Genomic DNA, 19008 nt, shown 5'->3' with positions numbered 1-19008 from the left:
GAGCTCAGCGTGCCGTTTGCGCACGGTCCGTCAGCTGTCGCGTACGGTTCGGCGCTTGAGACCAGCTTTTGCTTCTGTCAGGCCGCGACACTGGCTCGCGACACCCTATTGCGCGTTCGGAGCGACGCTAGCTCCAAACAAGCTTGAGGTCTTCACATGCTTTTCTTGCACATTTTCGCAGCCCTGAGCACGACGACAGTCATGCTCGACAGCGCAGAACTTTACTTCAGCAGTGCAGGGAAGGCAGTGGCCGACCATCACCGCGCAATTGTGCAGTTTGTCCAGGTCCGTGAACGCGGACGTATCACCCAAAGGATTTAGCTATGGCGACAACGGACGGCGGCAGCACGGTTTCTTTCGGAAATACTCCGCAAGCCAACACCGACATTTTCTCGTTTACGGAAGACGCCAGCAACATTCTCATCTTGAATGTGCTGGCAAATGATCTTGGGGGCGCGGCAAAGACGCTGTTCTCCCTGGACGATGGAACGAGCGCCTCCTCGTCCACTAAGAACTACGCACCGACAGACCTGCTGGTCAAAGATGTGGCGTACAGCGGTGATGCCGCCGGAATGGCCGCAACCGGTGACCGCAGCGCCCTCGGTGCACGCATCTGGATCGAAACGGACGGCACCGTTCATTACGACAAGGGCGACATCAACGTTCAGCTTCAGGCGCTGGCGACCGGGCAAACGCTGAGTGACACATTCACCTACGCTATCCAGCTGGGTAATGGCACGCTCAGTTGGGCGACCGTGACACTTCAGTTCAATGGCGCAAACGACTCGGTCTTCATCACATCGAGTCCGCAGAGCGGCTCGGCGGTAGAAGACGCGAACGCCACGCCGGATCTCTCGGATTCGCAGAGCGCGGCCGGCACCATCAGCTTCAACGACGCCGATCTCAGCGACACGCATTCGGCCTCGTTCGCGGCAGCCTCTTTCAATACCACTTCGCTCGGCACCTTCTCGCTCGATCCTGTCAACGAGCCGGCCAATGCCGCCAGCGGCTCGGTGCAATGGCACTATGCGCTTAACGATTCGGCTGCTCAGTATCTAGCCGCGGGCCAGAACGTTACCGAAAGCTTCGTGGTGACGATCAACGACGGCCACGGCTCGACGGCTACCCAGACGGTGACGGTGACCATCACCGGCACTAACGATACGGCAACCGTCTCTTCGGATTCCAAGTCCGTCACCGAGAGCGATGCCGCAGCGGCGCTCAACACCAGCGGCCAGCTCACCATCACCGACCCGGACACGGGCGAAGCCCATGTCGTCGCGCAGAGTAATGTCCACGGCAGCTATGGCGACTTCAGCATCGATGCCAACGGCGCCTGGAGCTACACCGGCAATGGCGCCCACAACGAGCTCACCGCCGGCCAAGAGGTGCAGGACCAGTTCACGGTGACGAGCCAGGACGGCACCGCCAGCGGCACCGTCACGGTGACCATCACCGGCACCAACGACGCCGCCACCGTGAGCTCGGACTCGAAGTCCGTCACCGAGGGCGACACCGCCGCCGCGTTGAACGCCTCCGGGCAGCTGACGATTGTGGATCCCGACAGCGGCGAAGCCCACGTCGTGGCGCAGACCAACGTGCAAGGAGCCTATGGCGACTTCAGCATCGATGCCAACGGCGCCTGGAGCTACACCGGCAACGGCGCCCACAACGAGCTCACCGCCGGCCAGCAGGTGCAGGACCAGTTCACGGTGACGAGCCAGGACGGCACCGCCAGCGGCACCGTCACGGTGACCATCACCGGCACCAACGATGCTGCCACCGTGAGCTCGGACTCGAAGTCCGTCACCGAGGGCGACACCGCCGCCGCGTTGAACGCCTCCGGGCAGCTGACGATTGTGGATCCCGACAGCGGCGAAGCCCACGTCGTGGCGCAGACCAACGTGCAAGGAGCCTATGGCGACTTCAGCATCGATGCCAACGGCGTCTGGAGCTACACCGGCAACGGCGCGCACAACGAGCTCACCGCCGGCCAAGAGGTGCAGGACCAGTTCACGGTGACGAGCCAGGACGGCACCGCCAGCGGCACCGTCACGGTGACCATCACCGGCACCAACGATGCTGCCACCGTGAGCTCGGACTCGAAGTCCGTCACCGAGGGCGACACCGCCGCCGCGTTGAACGCCTCCGGGCAGCTGACGATTGTGGATCCCGACAGCGGCGAAGCCCACGTCGTGGCGCAGACCAACGTGCAAGGAGCCTATGGCGACTTCAGCATCGATGCCAACGGCGCCTGGAGCTACACCGGCAACGGCGCCCACAACGAGCTCACCGCCGGACAGCAGGTGCAGGACCAGTTCACGGTCACCAGCCAGGACGGCACCGCCAGCGGCACCGTCACGGTGACCATCACCGGCACCAACGATGCTGCCACCGTGAGCTCGGACTCGAAGTCCGTCACCGAGGGCGACACCGCCGCCGCGTTGAACGCCTCCGGGCAGCTGACGATTGTGGATCCCGACAGCGGCGAAGCCCACGTCGTGGCGCAGACCAACGTGCAAGGAGCCTATGGCGACTTCAGCATCGATGCCAACGGCGCCTGGAGCTACACCGGCAACGGCGCGCACAACGAGCTCACCGCCGGCCAAGAGGTGCAGGACCAGTTCACGGTGACGAGCCAGGACGGCACCGCCACAGGCACCGTGACGGTGACGATCACCGGCATCAACGATGCGCCATTAACGGCTACCGACAGCAATGCGGCGGCCAACTCCGTGGCTGAAGGAGCCGCGGCCGGCACGACGGTGGGCATCACCGCGTCGGCGACAGATGTCGACGGACCCTTGGTGACCTACGCGCTGGCCAGCGACACCTCAGGCGGAGGCTTCACCATCAACTCGACCACCGGCGTAGTCACTGTCGCCGATCCGAGCAAGATCAATTACGAGAGCGCGGCGAGTCACGCTTATTCTGTGACGGTGCAGACCTCGGATGGCACGCTGAACAGCCAGCAGACCTTCAGCATCGCCGTGACGGACGTGGCGCCGTCAACGCCGGTCGATGGCAATGCGGCCACCAACACGGTGGCCGAGGGCGCCGCGGCGGGAACGAGCGTCGGCCTCACCGCGTCGGCAACTGATGTCAACGGGCCGGCGGTGAGCTACAGCCTGGTGGGCGACACCTCCAATGGCGGGTTTGCCATCAATGCGACCACCGGCGTGGTGACCGTCGCCGATCCGAGCAAGATAAGTTATGCCGGCAGCGGATCATCTCACAGCTACTCCGTAACCGTGCAGGCATCCGATGGCACGCTGAGCAGTCAGCAGACCTTCAGCGTTGCCGTGACGCAACCGGATACAACGCCGCCGACCGCCTCGGTATCTCATGCATTGAGCCAGAGCCATCAGACCTCCACCTTCACGGTGGCGGCGTCCGATGCGAGCGGCATCAAGACGGTTCAGCTGTTTGACACGATAACACCTTCTGGGAGTGGCACTGCAAACCAGCCAGTCCTGATCTATACGTTCACCGCGGCTGATATCGTGAACGGCAACTATGTTCATACGTTTACAGATGGACTGGCTCCGTTTGCGACCATCAACAACGACACGCATAAGATCAGCGCGGTCGTGACGGACAATGCCAACCTTTCGACCACTGTATTTGATGCCGTGACCTTCAACACTAATGGTGGAAGCGGCGGGAGCACAAAATTCTCGGCTCCGGCCGGTGTCGCTGGATCGCCCATCAACCTCGGCTTGAGTGACCCGACTGGAGGAATGGCAGAGGTGACGCTGACCATCACCGGGATGCTGGAGGGGTGCTCGATCAGTGGGACTACCCACAACCCAGATGGCTCGTGGTCGATCACAACGAGCAATCTCAGCTCGCTGACCGTCACGACCGCCGCAGACTACGTCGGGGCCTTCGTGCTGAACGTGGCAGAGCAATGGACCAATGCGGATGGCAGCATCGGGACAGCGACGATCCTGGACAATCTGGAAGCCTACGCCCCAGGCTCGCCCATCTTCGCCTGGTCGGGCGACGATACGCTGACCGCATCAAGCGGCCATGACACCCTGGTGTTCTCGCAACCGATCGGGAACGACAAGGTCTACAGCTTTGACGTCTCGTCCGACGTCGTCGACCTGATCAGCTACGGCTGGCAGAGCTTCAGCGATGTTCAGGCCCACAGCGCCGATGACGCCAACGGCAATGCCGTCATCACGCTGGGCGACGGCCAGACGATTATATTGGATGGCGTGCATACGGCGGACCTGACGGAGGCGAACTTCGAATTCGATGTCAGCCCGACCGTCCAGAACCCGGGCGCGATGACCGTCGGCGATGGCGCGATGCTGCCGCTCTCCGGCATCGTCGACAATACCGGCACCATCGAGTTGCAGGCATGCGGCAACGACACGCTGCTGCAACTCATCCAGACCGGTCTCAAGCTGGAGGGCGCCGGACATGTCATTCTGTCGGATGATGACCACAACATCATCGCCGGTACGGCGTCGGACGTGATCCTCGACAACGTCGACAACACGATCTCTGGAGCCGGCCAGCTGGGGCAATGCAGCCTGACGCTCAGCAACGAGGGCACTATCCTCGCCAATGGGAGCCATGCGCTGGTGATCGACACCGGGACCAACGTGATCGCGAACGCCGGGACGTTGGAGGCCACCGGCAGCGGCGGTCTCTTGATCAACAGCGCGGTCGCCAATACGGGTCTGTTATGGGCGAACGGTGCCAGCGTTACGGCGCTCGGCGAGGTCAGCGGCTCCGGTGACGCGGAGATCAGCGGCACCGGCACGATCGAGTTTGGAGCGGCTTCCAGCGTCGATGTCATCTTGGATGCAGATGCCACCGGCCACTTGGTCCTGGACGATGCCTTCCATTTCACGGGAACGGTGAGCGGACTGACAGCTGACGATGATATTGATCTCAAGGATGTCAGCTTTGGTGCTGAGACGACCCTGAGCTTCGTCGGGAACCAGGCGGGCACCGGCGGCACCCTGACAGTGTCGGATGGCGCTCACACCGCGAACATCGTGCTGCTCGGCCAATATGATCCGACAGGTTTCACCACGAAAGGAGACGCAACGAGTGGAACCACGATCGTCTATGACCCGCACCACGTCGCCTGAGCAGCATGCAAGTGCCAGCTGCCGGCGTTCCGGGCGATGCGCGCTGCGACGATTTCATTCTGCGCTTTTGAGGTACCGGATTTGATGACCCCGTCCCAAACACATGATCAGCTGCGGCGCCTGCTGAAGCCCTCTCAGGGGCCCTTCGTCACCGCAGCTCTATTCAGCCTGGCGATCAATCTGCTCTATCTGGCCGGGCCATTGTACATGCTGCAGATTTATGACCGGGTCATCTCGAGCGCCAGCGAAATTACCCTGGTCATGCTCACGATTGCGCTGTTGCTGGCACTCGCGACCCTCGCAGGCCTTGACACGGTACGCGCTCGGGTGCTGACGCGCACCAGCCTCCGTCTCGACCGCGACATCGCGCCCAATGTCATGACCGCCATCATCGATCGCGCTACCGGCGGTGCGCGCAGCCATCTGCTGCGCGATTTCGACACCTTCCGCCAGTTCATCACTGGCACCGGAGTTCATGCCATCCTCGATCTGCCCTGGACGCCGATCTATATCGTGGTGATCTTTGGTTTGCATTCCGCGCTGGGCATGTTTGCGCTGGCATGTTCGATTATCCTGATCCTGATGGCCGTCCTCAACGAATGGATCGTCAAGTCGCCGTTGTCGGAGTCGAATGAGGCGGCAAGCCGAAACTACAATTTCACGGAGATGAGCCTGCGCAACACTGAAGTGGTGCGCGCGATGGGCATGACGGCAGGGCTTTTGAAGCGCTGGAGCCGCGATCGCAACCGAATGCTCGAGCGCCAGGCGGTCGCAAGCGATCGCGCGGCCACAATGCAGAGCCTGATCCGCTTTCTGCGACTTGCAATGCAATCCTTGATCCTTGGTCTCGGCGCCTACCTCGTGATCGAGCGGCTGACGACCGCCGGGGCGATGTTTGCCGCAAGCATCCTGCTTGGCCGCGCCTTGCAGCCGGTGGAGCAGATCGTTGGATCATGGCGCGGACTGATCTCGGCGCGCGGTGCATTCTTGCGTCTGCGCGAGCTGTTGGCGGCTCATCACGCGCAGGAAGCCCTGCTCACGCTGCCGAGACCGGAGGGCCGCCTGTCTCTCGAATCGGTGTCCTGCGTCGCATCAGGTGTTGCGAAGCCGATCCTCCGGGGCGTCACCTTTCAGATCGAACCAGGCGAAGTGCTCGGAATCATCGGCCCGTCCGGCGCCGGTAAATCCACACTCGCGCGCCACATCGTGGGCGTGCAGGCCCCATCGGCGGGCACGATTCGCATCGACGGAGCCAATGTTTCGACCTGGATCAAGACCTCGCTCGGCGGCCATCTCGGCTACCTGCCGCAGGACGTCGAACTGTTTGCCGACACCGTTGCGGCAAATATCTGCCGGTTCAATGCCGGGGCAGATCAACAGATCATCTTGGCGGCGCGTATGGCCGGGGTTCACGACATGATCTTGCGACTTCCCCAAGGCTATGACAGCCATGTTGGGGAAGGCGGCGCGGTCCTGTCCGGAGGCTATCGTCAGCGTATTGGTCTTGCACGGGCGGTATACGGCAATCCCAGCCTTGTTGTGCTTGACGAGCCGAGCTCGAATCTGGACTCGGACGGCGATGCCGCTCTCGCCGATTGCATCATGCAACTCAAGAAGCGCGGAACGACAGTGGTGATTATTTCCCATCGGCCGGCCACCATCGGCGTGGCCGACAAGATTCTGGTGCTCCGCGAAGGCGTCGTCGAGATGTTCGGACCACGTGCCGAGATCCTGGCCCGCCTGACGCGGCCTGTACCGGTCCACACGGTCCGTGAAACGGCGGGTTAGGACGTGGCCATGGCCCTGTTGGAATTTGCAAGCCGATCGAAACAACTCGCTGCGGCGCCGGACTGGACGAGCGAGCGGTCGAGGGAGAATGCGCCGAACGACTCCATTCGTGGCGTGGCGCTCACGGGATGGCTGATCATCGTCATCTTTTTTGGCGGTATCGGCACTTGGGCGGCCACGGCGCCGCTTAACGGCGCCGTGGTTGCCAATGCGGTCATCAAGGTCGATGGCAACCGCAAGAGCGTCCAGCACCTCGACGGCGGCATTGTCAAGGAATTGCACGTTCGGGAAGGGGAACGGGTGCTGGCGGGTGATGTCCTGATCGTCCTGGACGATACGCAGGCTCGTGCTGAGTACGAGGTACTCACGCAACAATACGCCGTGCTTCGTGCGACGGAAGTGCGGCTCCTGACGGAGCTCGATCATGAATCCGAGCTGGCTATGCCGAACGACTTGAGAGCGCGCTCTGATGACCCCTATTTCAAAAGCGTTTGGAGCGGTCAGCATAATCAGTTCGAAAGTCGGCGAGCGTCACTCGAGGGGCAACGAAGCGTCATTCGCGAGAAGATCAACCAGCTTGGGTCGCAGATCGTGGGCGCGGAGGCTCAGGTCAAGGCTTTCACCGACCAGATAAACTCTGTCCGCAACGAGGCACAGGATATAGCCCCGCTTGTTGAACGAGGCCTGATTGCCCGCCCGCGAATTCTCCAGCTGGAGCGAACGGCGTACGGTTTGGAAGGCCAGATCGCCGACACAAAAGCCAGCATCGCGAAGGCGCGCCAGGCGATCGCCGAACAGGAGCAGCAGATCGCCCAACTCGACAATGATCGGATGACAGATGTCACCAAGGATCTGCGCGACACGCAGGCCAGATTGCTCGAGGTCATTCCGAAGGCGCTGAGTGCAAAATCGGTACTTGGTCGCATGGAAATTCGGGCGCCCTATACCGGCCGGGTGGTGGGATTGAGCGTATTCGCCGTCGGAGGCGTCATCCAGCGCGGCGATAGGATCCTCGATATCGTGCCGGCTGAGGACGCACTCACCATCGAAGCACAAATTGCCGTCGAGGACATCAGCGACGTGCATCCCGATATGCGGGCTGAAGTCCATCTCACCGCCTACAAGCAGCGCATTGTCCCAATCATTCATGGCGACGTCATTCAGGTCTCGGCCGACCGCCTCACTGATCCAAAGACGAATGCGTCGTACTACACGGCCTTTGTCCGGATTAACCAGGCTGAACTGACGGGCATGCCGAACATTCGCTTGTATCCTGGGATGCCGGCGACTGTTATGATCCCGACCATTCAACGAACCGCGTTCGAGTACATCGTCGGGCCGCTCGCAATGTCATTCAATCAATCGTTCCGACAGAAATAACGCGACCGCGCGGGTGATCGAAGAGGCAGCAACAGCCGCGACGCGGCCAAATCCTTTTAGCGGCCTTCATAGAACTAAACCACTCCAGTGCCGGCCGCAGCAGCTGCTATGCTCGCAACTTAAGAAGCTGCTTGCAGGCGAGAAACCAACAAAAGGAAGCCGATCAAGCCGCGTGCAATATCGCCGACGGCAAGTGGTCCTAAACGCCGGTGCGGAAACGCACCAACGCGCAAAAGCATGCGTGGCAGTGAAGTCGATGCGTCAATCGTTCTTAACAACGAAGTCGACCATGCGACATTCATCGCACAAGGGGACCGGCTTCCTGGATCCCGATGAGAAGGAGTTGCCCCGCGGCGCGTAGCTTCTCAGCTGCCTTGGCATTTTCTTCGGATGTTGTGGTCGTCCAAGCGTATTCTATAGCGGGTTTGCAAGCTGCAAATGCCTTGCTGACAGCTTCAATTTGCCTACTGATCTCCAATGCCTTCTCTGATTGGCCTTTGCCTTGCCGAGGCCTGTTAGCACCTCGGCAGAAGTCTCCTGAGTGACTTCAGTAGGCAAATGCTCTCTAGGTTATTGAGAATCATTCAATTTAAGCCAATTTCGCGCGGCCAAAGATAGCGCTTGCAGCAAGGACCACACGGTTTTGCCGTACGCGCGGTTCGCCTGCGCCACAGGGTTCGACGGCGTTGTGCACGTTGCCATCGAAATGCTGGCGCGACGAACCTGACAGCGCCGTCCGTCCGCGCGAAACTTTAGGGCTCACGGAGAGCAATCCGCCCTGCCCTTAGCCTCGCGCCCGACGCTGCCGCGTCCACCGCAAGCCCGACTCTACGATCATCACGACACATGATCGCCCCTCAAGGGTGAGCCGGGATGGGCGACACATACGACAAATCCGAATTTCGGTAAATGTGAATATTTTTGCGAGCTGGGATTGACTGAGGGGCGACACAGCAATAAGGGGCGGTGCAAAGCACCACCCCTTTTGGGCGAAAACGACCGCTTAAGACGAAAACGATCGTTTAATATGGCTGGTAATAGTAGCGCGGACCGTAATAAGGACCGCCGCCGTAATAGCCCGGGCCGCCGTAGTAAGGACCCGGGCCATAATAATAGCGGTTCTCATAGTACTCGCGGCGCTGACTCTCGGCGATCGCGCCTCCGATCAGACCCGCCGCCATGCCCATGAAGGCGAGACCTGCGGCGTTCGGCCCGCGTCGATAGTAATGGCGGCGTCGGGCGGCGCTGAAATCAGTAACGTCGGAGGAGCCCTGCCCTGCCGTGACACTCTTTGCGGACACCGCCGTGGCCGGTGCTGAGGACGCCGCTGCCGAGGGCGATACGGGGGCTGCGACCATTGCCAGGCTTGCGAACGCGGCCAGGACCATGTTGCGGCGGGCTGCGGGAATCATCGGTCCTTCGCTCATTTTGACCTTCCTCTATTTTCTCGCCTCTGTTCTCGCCAAAGCGACATAAGCAACGACACGTAACTCGCAAACCACTGAAATGGTTTCCTGATCGCGGCGATCTGCCACGCCTTGAACGATTGTAAACCGAACGATCAGATCCAGCTTGAACCATCCAACCTGAGCGGATAATGAACAGCCGCGTCGTTTTTCAGTCGCCGTAAGCGTGTCACGTGAACCAACGCATCAACCGACGCCGTCGGAATCGATGCCATTTTCGAAGGTTCAACGTGATCGACGCGTCCTTTTCCTCGAAAGAAATCAGATGATTGCGGTTCGTAAACTGCCGGCGCGCTATGCGCCGATCGTGATGCCATTCGTGCTGTCCATCCTCATGACGGCGGTGGTGTCAGTCATTTCGACGCTGCGAAGCCTCGGCGCAACGCCGGCCTTCCTGGCAACCTGGCCCGGCGCCTGGGGGCTGTCATGGCTCGTCGCTTTCCCGACGCTGCTCGTGGTGCTGCCGCTGGTCCGCCGGATCGTGGCCTGCCTCGTCGCCGCCCCACCTCAACCAGGCCAATAGCCGGAGCGCCCCTACGACAGCGCCCCCAGCACGCCGCGCGTCGCCTTGTCGATCTCCTCGACATAGCGGCGGCGCGCGAAGTTCTCGGTGAGGAAGCCGACCACCTTGCGGCTGTCGGTGGAATCGACCACCGCCAGCATCTCGGCTTCGGCCTCGTCGAACACCGCCATCGCCGACTTCACGTTCATTTCCGGGATCAGCACGATGTCGATCAGGCGGGCGAGCTCGATCACCTGGATTTCGTCGGCGATAGTGTCGAGATCGCTGGAGAACAGGTCGGGCAGCAGGACGAGGCCGACATATTCGTCCGCATTATTGACGATGACGATACCAGGCCGCGAGCCCAGCGCGAATTCGCGGCGCACGGCCGCGATCGTCGTGGTCGACGGCACCTTGCCGACGTCCGAGCGCATCAGCCGCTCGACGGTGAGATTACGCAGCCAGCCGACGTCGTTGGCGCTGCGGATGGTCTCGCCGCGCAGGTGCAGGCGCCAGGTCGAGAAGGAGTGGCCGAACATGAAGCGGACGCAGATCGAGGTAACGATGCAGCCGGCCAGCACCACGGCGGTGACGTCGACATTGCGCGTCATCTCGAGCACGAGGAACGACATGGTCAAGGGGCCGCCGACGATGGCGACGCCGAGCGTCGCCATGCCAGTCAGCATCGCGACCAGCGGATCGATCACGAAGTTCGGGCTGATCAAGAGCAGCAGCGCGGCAAAGAACTTGCCGATCAGGCTGCCGACGAACAGCGAGGCGAAGAACAGGCCGCCACGGAAGCCCGAGGCGAGCGAGACCAGGCAGGCCGTCACCTTCAGGGCGATGACCAGCGCGATCAGGCCGATCGTCATGTCATGAAAGAGATCGAGCACCATGGCGCCGTGGCCGGCGGCCAGCACCTGCGGCGTGACAATCGCGAAGCCGCCGACGATGAGGCCGCCGATCACCGGACGCAGCCAGACCGGCATCCAGGCGAATAGGCGCTCGAACGTCGGCGAGGAGCGCATCACGGCGATGCCGACGCCGCTGGTGACAAGGGCAAGCCCGATCAGGGCCAGGTACTGCTCGACACCGACGGCGCTGACCTTCGGTATCTCCAGCGAGTACGGCGCGCCGCCCAGCCATTGCGCGGTCAGGGCGCCCGCGAGCGAGGCCGCCAGGATCGGGGCGGCACTGCCGACCGAATAGACGCCGACGATCAGCTCGCAGGCGTAGAAGGCGCCGGTGATCGGCGCGCCGAACGCCGCCGCGATCGCGGCGGCAGCGCCGCAGCCGACCATCAGGCGCATATCGTTGCGGCGGAGATTGAAAAACTTGCCGAGCAGCGCGGCGATACCCGAGCCGATCTGGGTATAGCCGGCTTCGAGGCCGACCGAAGCGCCGCAGCCGTTGGAGATCAAGGTCTGGCTCGACACCACCAGGCTGTCGCGCATCGAGAGATTGCCGCCGCGCAGCGCGTTGGCCTCGATCGGGTCGACCGCGTTCGAGATCTTCATGCGCCGCCGCGACCATTCCATGATGCCGAGCGAGAGCCCGCCGAGCGCCGGCGCGATCAGCGCCGCCCAGGGACTGACGCTCGCATTGGACGAGAGGCGGACATCGATGGGAATGCCATAGATCACGACGTGCGCGATCTGGGCGATCTCGGCCATCAGCGTCACGATCGCGCCCGCCAGCGTGCCGATCGCGAGCGCGAGCGGGATCAGGTAGAACTCGTTGCTGCGTAGCAGGGCACGCAGCCGAACCATGGTGCGGTTCGTCCTCTTGCTATCGATCAGATGTTTGATTCGAACGAACACCTTCTGCCCGCCCTACCCTTCCGACCGGCCGTAGTCGGCCATGCGGACGCTGATATTGCCAGAGGTGCCCTGGTGGATGCCGAGCGCATTCATGCGGCGGCAGGCGTCGATGATGGCCTGTCTCTTGTCGAGCTCGTCCGCTGTCATCGACATCTCGATTCTTCTCGGCTTCTTGGCGATGAACGTCAGAGGGGAAGTACGGCAAAGCAATGTCGCAGTGCAAGCGAAAGCGACCTGATCGGGCGCCATCTTACCGACGGATCCGCGGCTCCTCGAAATGAACCGTAAAATCAACAAATTAGCAGATTGCCGCCCCCCTACGACAGGCTCGCCCGAACGGCTGCAATGCCGTTGATGACGAACTGCACCGAATAGGCGGCGAGCAACATGCCCAGCACGCGCGAGAGCACGGCATTTCCGGTGCGCCCGAGGGTGCGGGCGATCAGGCTCGCGGAGACGAAGCACAGCATGCAGAGCAGGCAGACCGAGAGCACCACGGCGATGATGATCGCGAGCCTCGCTCCATAGCCGGCATCGCCCGCCAGCAGCAGCGTGGTCGCGATCGCGCCGGGGCCGGCCATCATGGGAATGGCGAGCGGAAACACCGCGACATCGGAGGCATGCTCGGATGTCGCCTTGTCGGCCTCCCGGGCCTCGCGATGCGGACGGTCACCGAAGATCATCTGATACGAGACGCCGAACAGCAGCAGCCCGCCGGCGATCTGGAAGGCGGGAATGCCGATCCCGAGCTGGCGGAGCAGGCCGTTTCCGACCAGCGCGATCACGACCAGGATCGAGGCAGCGATCAGCGGCGCCCGCAACGCGACCGTTCGCTTGATCTTGTCGGGCATGCCGGCGGTGGCGGCCAGGAAGGCCGGCGCAAGGCCGACGGGGTCGACCACCAGCAGCAGCGTCACGAAGGCCGACAGGGCGAAATCGATCATGTCTCGGGGGCTCCGCGGAAGGAACGATGGCAGGCGGACTGACTTAGCCCGGCAGAACCATTTTGGAAATCACTGGAGGCGATCAATGAGCGACAGTGGAATCGGAATGCTGCTCGGCCATCTCTCGGCCAACCTGCTCTGGCTCTGGTTCATCGGAGCCTTCCTGCTCGGCGCGGTCCTCGTCTACGGCGTGATGAAGGCCGGACGCCTGCGGCGCAGCGAACGCGCGCAGCTCGACCGCAACACCGAGGCCCGGCAACGGCAGGAGGATCCCTACAAGCATCCAACCTGAGAGATCGCCGTGAGCGCCGGTTGCAGTTTGGAACTTTCGTTTTTCAAGGGGCTTTGATCGCCTGAGGATTGAGGGAGGCGACGCCTTCCCATGTGACCTCAAGAGGAGGACGTATGGCTAAACGAGCGAAGAAACGCACAACCAAGAAGACCGCCGCGCGCCGACCGCGTCAGGCGCCGAAGATGCTCAGCGACCTGTTCCTGGAGACGCTGAAGGACATCTATTTCGCGGAGAACAAGATCATCAAGACGCTGCCGAAGATGGCCAAGGCTGCGCATTCGAAAGATCTTGCGGCGGCCTTCAACAAGCATCTGCGCGAGACCCAGGGCCAGGTCAAGCGTCTCGACCAAGTCTTCAAGATGCTGGGCAAGCCCGCACGTGGCAAGACTTGCGAGGCCATCAACGGCATCACCGACGAGGGCGCCGAGATCATGAAGGCGTTCAAGAACGCCCCTGCCCTCGACGCCGGTCTGCTCGCGGCGGCGCAAGCCGTGGAGCACTACGAAATCTCCCGCTACGGCACGCTGCGGACCTGGGCCGAGGAGCTGGGCATGCAGGATGCGGCGAGGCTGCTCCAGGAGACGTTGGACGAGGAAGAGGCGACCGACCACACGCTGACCGAGCTAGCGACGTCCGTGATCAACCTCGAAGCGGAAGACGAGTACCGCGCGGCGGCCTGAGCCGCACGCGCGCAAGAAAAGACGCCGCGGTCCCGGCCGCGGCGTTTGCCTGTTCGGGATCACACGATGGCGCATGGCACGCCCGCGTCGTCGGGCTGGATTTCCGCGGAACCGGCCCCATATGCAGCCTTTCCCACCGCCGAGTCCGCATCATGCAACCCAAAAATCCCCTCGACTGGATGCTGTCCGAAGCCCTGGACTCGCTGACCCGCGCCGAACGGCTGCGCCAGCAGTTCGGCCGCCAGGAAGCCTGCTGGGAGCCGCCGATCGACGTGCTCGAAACCGAGCATGAGCTCCTGATCCTGGTCGCGCTTCCCGGCGTCAATCCGGACAATGTCGAGACGATGATCCATGACGGCACGCTCGTCATCTCCGGCCAGCGCACCCTTCCGCCGGAGCTTCGCAACGCCCGCATCCACCGGCTCGAGCTACCGCAGGGCCGCTTCGAGCGGCGCATCGCGCTCCCCCTTGGCCGCTACGCCATCAGCCGCTTCGTGATGGACGGCTGCGTTGCGCTGCGTCTCGCCAAATCCTGAGGTCGATCATGGCCACCGAACAGATGAATAACGTCCAGACCAATTCCCAAAACAACTCCGACGTGAAGGTCCCCGAAGACGCGCTGATCATCATCCCCGTGCGCGAGATGGTGCTGTTCCCCGGCGCGATCGCGCCGATTTCGATCGGCCGGGCAAAGTCCATCGCCGCCGCACAGCAGGCGCTGCGCGAGCAGCGGCCGGTCGGCATCGTCCTGCAACGCAGCCCCGAGATCGAGGAGCCCGGCCCGGACGACCTCTACCGGGTCGCGACCATCGCCAATATCGTGCGCTACATCACCGCGCCCGACGGCACCCACCACATCGTCTGCCAGGGCGTGCAGCGCGCGCGTATCCTCGACTTCCTGCCGGGCACGCCGTTCCCGGCTGCGCGCATCCAGCAGATCCCCGAGCCGACCACGACCTCGCCCGAGATCGAGGCGCGCGCGCTGAACCTGCAGCGCCTGGCCATCGAGGCGATCGAGCTGCTGCCGCAGGCCCCGCCCGAGCTAGCCGCGATGTTCCAGGGCACCAGCGCGCCCGGCGCGCTGGCGGACCTGGCGACCTCGTTCATGGACATCAAGCCGCAGGACAAGCAGGAGGTGCTGGAGACCATCGACCTCGCCTTGCGCGTCGAGAAGGTGTCGAAGCACCTCGCCGAACGGTTGGAGGTGCTGCGCATCAGTAACGAAATCGGCCAGAAGACCCGCGCCAGCTTCGACGAGCGGCAGCGCGAGGCGATCCTGCGCGAGCAGATGGCGACCATCCAGCGCCAGCTCGGCGAAGGCGACGGCAAGGCGGCCGAGGTCGCCGAGCTGACGGCTGCCATCGCCAAGGCCAACATGCCGCCCGAGGCGGACGCGCACGCCAAGAAAGAGCTGCGTCGCTACGAGCGCATGCCGGAGGCCGCCGGCGAAGCCGGCATGGTCCGCAGCTATCTCGACTGGCTGATCGAGCTGCCCTGGGCGCTGCCCGCGGAGAAGCCGATCGACATCCAGGAGGCGCGCCGCATCCTCGATGACGACCATTTCGGCCTGGAGAAGATCAAGAGCCGGATCATCGAATATCTGGCGGTGCGCAAGCTCGCTCCGCAGGGCAAGGCGCCGATCCTGTGCTTCGTCGGCCCGCCCGGCGTCGGCAAGACCTCGCTCGGCCAATCCATCGCACGCGCGATGGATCGCCCCTTCGTACGCGTCAGCCTCGGCGGCGTGCATGACGAGGCGGAGATCCGCGGCCACCGGCGCACCTATATCGGCGCGCTGCCCGGCAACATCATCCAGGGCATCAAGAAGGCGGGCGCCCGCAACTGCGTGATGATGCTAGACGAGATCGACAAGATGGGCCGCGGTGTGCAGGGCGATCCTTCCGCCGCGATGCTGGAGGTGCTCGACCCCGAACAGAACGGGACGTTCCGGGACAATTACCTGGGCGTGCCCTTCGACCTGTCGCGCGTGGTGTTCATCGCGACCGCCAACATGCTGGACCAGATCCCGGGTCCGCTGCTCGACCGCATGGAGCTGATCAGCCTCGCCGGCTACACCGAGGACGAGAAGCTGGAGATCGCGCGGCGCTACCTGGTGCGGCGCCAGCTGGAGGCCAACGGCCTCTCGGCCGAACAGGCCGAGATCGAGCCGGAGGCACTGAAGCTGATCGTCAAGGGCTACACCCGCGAGGCCGGCGTGCGTAACCTCGAGCGCGAGATCGGTAAGGTGTTCCGGCATGCCGCGGTGCAGGTCGCCGAGGGCACGGCCGCGAAGGTCGTGGTGAGGACGAAGGACATCGCCACCGTGCTCGGCCAGCCGCGCTTCGAGGGCGAGATCGCGCTACGCACCAGCGTTCCCGGCGTTGCCACCGGCCTCGCCTGGACGCCGGTCGGCGGCGACATTCTGTTCATCGAGGCGACGCGCGTCCCCGGCAAGGGCGGGCTGATCCTGACCGGTCAGCTCGGCGACGTCATGCGCGAGAGCGTGCAAGCTGCGCTGACGCTGGTGAAGAGCCGAGCCACCCAGCTCGGCATCGATCCGCAGCTGTTCGAGAAGAGCGACATCCACGTTCACGTTCCCGCGGGTGCGACCCCGAAGGACGGGCCGAGCGCGGGCGTTGCGATGTTCACGGCGCTGACGTCGCTACTCACCAATCGCACGGTGCGCAGCGACACCGCGATGACCGGCGAGATCTCGCTGCGCGGCCTGGTGCTGCCGGTCGGCGGCATCAAGGAGAAGGTGGTGGCTGCGGCCGCGGCCGGATTGAAGCGGGTGATGCTGCCGGCGCGCAACAAGCGGGATTACGACGACATCCCGAAGAGCGCGCGGGACAACCTCGAATTCATCTGGCTGGAGCGCGTGGACGAAGCCATCGCCGCGACGCTCGAGCCGGCTGATGCCAAGGTTGAGGCAGCGGAGTGAATGCGATGAGCGGATTGCTGGAAAGAGCGAAGCGATCACGGAAAACGCAGCGGCTGCGCCAGCTGCTCGATCGCGCCATCGACCGGGTTCGCGATGCGCTGGCGGCGCCAGGACCGCGGCTTCAGCCGGTCCCGGTCCGGGTGAAGCGCCGCAAGGGTTGAGCCCTCCGTCTCAAGCCCTCGCGGCAGCCCCAAATAAAAGGCCCCCTCCTACCCGAGGGGGCCTTTGCGTTGTCAGGCCACGGCGTCCTTGGCAGCCTTGACCGGGCGGGCGCGGACGATCTTCCGGGCCGGCTTGGCCTTGAACATCATCTCTTCACCCGTGAACGGGTTGGTGCCCTTGCGCGCCTTGGTGGCGGGCTTCTTGATGACCACGAACTTGGCGAAGCCCGGCACCAGGAACAGGCCGTTCTTCTTGAGCTCCTTGTGACCGACGTCGGTCAGCGTCTCCATGACGCTCTTGACGTCACGCTTGGAAAGCTCGGTGGCGGTCGCAATCTTTTCGATCAGCTGCGATTTGGACATTTGGGTTGGCATCGTGTCTCCTCTGATTCGTTGCCGGTTGCATATTAGACCAAGCGGCGAAGGCCTATAGCCTTCTGCACAGCTTTATCGCGTTTTTACGGGCTTTTTTGGCCCTCTGTGACAAAAAACCCTGCATTTTAGCTGCTTCCGGAGCGAAAGGAGCCTCAGGCAGCGGTTTTTGCCTTGTTTCAAAGGCCCGCAAGCCACCTTGCTAAAGCTGATTCGATGCTTTCGACAAGCGACGACCGGCCTCTTTGCCGGAGGCCGGTCGCGATTCACCCTGAAAAATAAGGGTTAGATGCGCTCGATGATGACCGCCGGCGCCATGCCGCCGGCCGCGCACATGGTGACGAGACCGCGCTTGAGGTCGCGCCGTTCGAGCTCGTCGAGCACGGTGCCGATCAGGATCGCGCCGGTCGCGCCGATGGGATGGCCGAGCGCGATCGAGCCGCCATTGACGTTGACCTTGGCGCGGTCGAGCTTGAGATCACGGATGTATTTTTCCGCAACCACCGCAAAGGCCTCGTTGATCTCGAACAGGTCGATGTCGTCGACGGTCAGCCCCGCCTTCGCCAGCACCTTGCGCGTCGCCGGTACCGGCGCATTCAGCATCAGGGTCGGCGAGTTCCCCATGTTGGCCATCGCCACCACGCGGGCGCGCGGCTTGAGGCCATGCGCCTTGGCGTAAGCCGGCGAGGCCAGCAGGATCGCGGCGGCGCCGTCGACGACGCCGGACGAGTTGCCGGCGTGGTGCACGAAGTCGATTTTCAGGTCCGGATATTTTTGCAGGATCAGGCCGCGATAGGTCGTGCCCTTGTCGTCGAGCGCGTAGTCGGCGATCGCCGGAAACGCCGGCTTCAGGCTGCTCAGGCCCTCCATCGTGGTCTGCGGGCGCGGATATTCGTCATGGTCGAGCGCAAGGCTGCCGTCCTCGCGGTGGACGGGCACGAGGCTCTTCTTGAAGTGGCCGTTCGCGATCGCATGCGCGGCACGTTTCTGGCTCTCCAGCCCGAGCGCGTCGACGTCCTGCCGCGTGATGCCTTCCAGCGTCGCGATCGCGTCCGCACAGACGCCCTGATGCGACTGCGGGTGCCGCGCGCGCAGGCGCAGATTGCCGCCATCCATCATCATCGGACCGCCGCCACGGCGTCCCTCCATCGACATCATCTCGCAGCCGCCGGCGATGACGAGGTCTTCCGCGCCTGCCATGATCGAGCTTGCGGCCATGCTGACGCTGGTGATGCCGGAGCCGCAGAAGCGGTCGAGCGTCACGGCGCTAGCGCGCACGTCATAGCCGGCATCGAGCGCCGACATCCGGCCGAGATCGCCGCTTTGCGTTGCGACCTGCGCGCTGCAGCCCCAGACGATGTCCTCGACATCGGCGGTGTCGATGCCGGTGCGGTCGGCGAGCGCGCGCAGCACAGTTGCGCCGAGCTGCTGCGGATGAATGCCCGAGAGGGCTCCCTTGCCGGCCTTGCCGATGCCCCGCGGGGTCCGGCAGGCATCGATGATCAGCGCGTCAGCCATTGGCGTTGTCCCCTTGTTATGGGTGTTGAGAGGCGT

The 19008-nt window shown here is 63.3% G+C and carries 14 protein-coding genes and 1 pseudogene; 9 read left to right on the top strand and 6 right to left on the bottom strand.

Features of this window, described 5'->3' with window-relative positions:
* Positions 1-323: 323 nt before the first annotated feature.
* The 3 genes from ACR9YP_RS16540 to ACR9YP_RS16530 all read left to right on the top strand — a co-directional run bounded on the left by ACR9YP_RS16540 (position 324) and on the right by ACR9YP_RS16530 (position 8279).
* Positions 324-5111 (top strand): beta strand repeat-containing protein, encoded by a 4788-nt coding sequence (locus ACR9YP_RS16540; protein ID WP_474220433.1) that lies wholly within the window; start codon positions 324-326, stop codon positions 5109-5111.
* Positions 5112-5195: 84 nt separating this feature from the next.
* The gene (locus ACR9YP_RS16535) at positions 5196-6899 is read left to right on the top strand and encodes a type I secretion system permease/ATPase (RefSeq protein WP_474221066.1); all 1704 of its coding nucleotides are present in this window, start codon (positions 5196-5198) and stop codon (positions 6897-6899) included.
* A gap of 9 nt (positions 6900-6908) precedes the next feature.
* Positions 6909-8279: an HlyD family type I secretion periplasmic adaptor subunit gene (locus ACR9YP_RS16530; protein ID WP_474220432.1), complete on the top strand. Its 1371-nt coding sequence runs from the start codon at positions 6909-6911 to the stop codon at positions 8277-8279.
* Positions 8280-9301: 1022 nt separating this feature from the next.
* On the opposite strand, the gene ACR9YP_RS16525 is transcribed toward ACR9YP_RS16530, so the two are convergent.
* Positions 9302-9706 carry a hypothetical protein gene (locus tag ACR9YP_RS16525; RefSeq protein ID WP_091898371.1) on the bottom strand — a complete coding sequence of 135 codons (405 nt, stop codon included), beginning with the start codon at positions 9704-9706 and terminating at the stop codon, positions 9302-9304.
* Positions 9707-10010: 304 nt separating this feature from the next.
* On the opposite strand from ACR9YP_RS16525, the gene ACR9YP_RS16520 reads away from it, so the two are divergent.
* On the top strand, positions 10011-10268 hold the full coding sequence (locus ACR9YP_RS16520; protein WP_091898414.1) for a DUF2798 domain-containing protein: 258 nt from the start codon (positions 10011-10013) through the stop codon (positions 10266-10268).
* Between the two features lie 11 nt (positions 10269-10279).
* Here the strand turns inward: ACR9YP_RS16520 and ACR9YP_RS16515 are convergent, their stop codons facing one another.
* The 3 genes and pseudogenes from ACR9YP_RS16515 to ACR9YP_RS16505 form a co-directional block, all read right to left on the bottom strand.
* Positions 10280-12067, bottom strand: coding sequence for a chloride channel protein (locus ACR9YP_RS16515; protein WP_438106480.1), 1788 nt, complete (start codon positions 12065-12067; stop codon positions 10280-10282).
* A 33-nt stretch (positions 12068-12100) separates the two neighbouring features.
* Positions 12101-12220: pseudogene (locus tag ACR9YP_RS16510) on the bottom strand (class II aldolase/adducin family protein); the annotation flags it as partial.
* A 164-nt stretch (positions 12221-12384) separates the two neighbouring features.
* Entirely contained in the window at positions 12385-13011 is a 627-nt protein-coding gene (locus ACR9YP_RS16505) for a MarC family protein (protein WP_370991042.1), read from the bottom strand.
* An 85-nt stretch (positions 13012-13096) separates the two neighbouring features.
* Between ACR9YP_RS16505 and ACR9YP_RS16500 the strand changes: the two genes are divergently transcribed.
* The 5 genes from ACR9YP_RS16500 (at position 13097) to ACR9YP_RS16480 (ending at position 17082) form a co-directional block, all read left to right on the top strand.
* Positions 13097-13303: a hypothetical protein gene (locus ACR9YP_RS16500; protein WP_091898377.1), complete on the top strand. Its 207-nt coding sequence runs from the start codon at positions 13097-13099 to the stop codon at positions 13301-13303.
* A 113-nt stretch (positions 13304-13416) separates the two neighbouring features.
* Entirely contained in the window at positions 13417-13983 is a 567-nt protein-coding gene (locus ACR9YP_RS16495) for a YciE/YciF ferroxidase family protein (protein WP_130211786.1), read from the top strand.
* A 152-nt stretch (positions 13984-14135) separates the two neighbouring features.
* Entirely contained in the window at positions 14136-14519 is a 384-nt protein-coding gene (locus tag ACR9YP_RS16490; protein WP_370991044.1) for an Hsp20/alpha crystallin family protein, read from the top strand.
* An 8-nt stretch (positions 14520-14527) separates the two neighbouring features.
* Positions 14528-16921, top strand: coding sequence for an endopeptidase La (gene lon, locus ACR9YP_RS16485; protein WP_438106477.1), 2394 nt, complete (start codon positions 14528-14530; stop codon positions 16919-16921).
* A gap of 5 nt (positions 16922-16926) precedes the next feature.
* Entirely contained in the window at positions 16927-17082 is a 156-nt protein-coding gene (locus tag ACR9YP_RS16480) for a hypothetical protein (RefSeq protein ID WP_164934584.1), read from the top strand.
* Between the two features lie 72 nt (positions 17083-17154).
* On the opposite strand, the gene ACR9YP_RS16475 is transcribed toward ACR9YP_RS16480, so the two are convergent.
* Together ACR9YP_RS16475 and ACR9YP_RS16470 are read right to left on the bottom strand one after the other, a co-directional pair.
* A complete protein-coding gene (locus ACR9YP_RS16475; RefSeq protein WP_084805933.1) occupies positions 17155-17457 on the bottom strand; it encodes an HU family DNA-binding protein in 303 nt (100 codons plus the stop codon).
* A 282-nt stretch (positions 17458-17739) separates the two neighbouring features.
* A complete protein-coding gene (locus tag ACR9YP_RS16470; protein WP_474220431.1) occupies positions 17740-18972 on the bottom strand; it encodes an acetyl-CoA C-acetyltransferase in 1233 nt (410 codons plus the stop codon).
* Positions 18973-19008 lie beyond the last annotated feature (36 nt).

The sequence above is a fragment of the Bradyrhizobium sp. BR14999 genome (genome assembly GCF_056106085.1).
This window is presented reverse-complemented; position numbering and strand designations above follow the sequence as displayed.

What these genes read in the sequence shown, in the direction of transcription:
- ACR9YP_RS16540 (WP_474220433.1), top strand. Translation starts at nt 324, where the DNA reads ATGGCGACAACGGACGGCGGCAGCACGGTTTCTTTCGGAAATACTCCG.
- ACR9YP_RS16535 (WP_474221066.1), top strand. Translation starts at nt 5,196, where the DNA reads ATGACCCCGTCCCAAACACATGATCAGCTGCGGCGCCTGCTGAAGCCC.
- ACR9YP_RS16530 (WP_474220432.1), top strand. Translation starts at nt 6,909, where the DNA reads ATGGCCCTGTTGGAATTTGCAAGCCGATCGAAACAACTCGCTGCGGCG.
- ACR9YP_RS16525 (WP_091898371.1), bottom strand. Translation starts at nt 9,706, where the DNA reads ATGAGCGAAGGACCGATGATTCCCGCAGCCCGCCGCAACATGGTCCTG.
- ACR9YP_RS16520 (WP_091898414.1), top strand. Translation starts at nt 10,011, where the DNA reads ATGATTGCGGTTCGTAAACTGCCGGCGCGCTATGCGCCGATCGTGATG.
- ACR9YP_RS16505 (WP_370991042.1), bottom strand. Translation starts at nt 13,011, where the DNA reads ATGATCGATTTCGCCCTGTCGGCCTTCGTGACGCTGCTGCTGGTGGTC.
- ACR9YP_RS16500 (WP_091898377.1), top strand. Translation starts at nt 13,097, where the DNA reads ATGAGCGACAGTGGAATCGGAATGCTGCTCGGCCATCTCTCGGCCAAC.
- ACR9YP_RS16495 (WP_130211786.1), top strand. Translation starts at nt 13,417, where the DNA reads ATGGCTAAACGAGCGAAGAAACGCACAACCAAGAAGACCGCCGCGCGC.
- ACR9YP_RS16490 (WP_370991044.1), top strand. Translation starts at nt 14,136, where the DNA reads ATGCAACCCAAAAATCCCCTCGACTGGATGCTGTCCGAAGCCCTGGAC.
- lon (WP_438106477.1), top strand. Translation starts at nt 14,528, where the DNA reads ATGGCCACCGAACAGATGAATAACGTCCAGACCAATTCCCAAAACAAC.
- ACR9YP_RS16480 (WP_164934584.1), top strand. Translation starts at nt 16,927, where the DNA reads ATGAGCGGATTGCTGGAAAGAGCGAAGCGATCACGGAAAACGCAGCGG.
- ACR9YP_RS16475 (WP_084805933.1), bottom strand. Translation starts at nt 17,457, where the DNA reads ATGCCAACCCAAATGTCCAAATCGCAGCTGATCGAAAAGATTGCGACC.
- ACR9YP_RS16470 (WP_474220431.1), bottom strand. Translation starts at nt 18,972, where the DNA reads ATGGCTGACGCGCTGATCATCGATGCCTGCCGGACCCCGCGGGGCATC.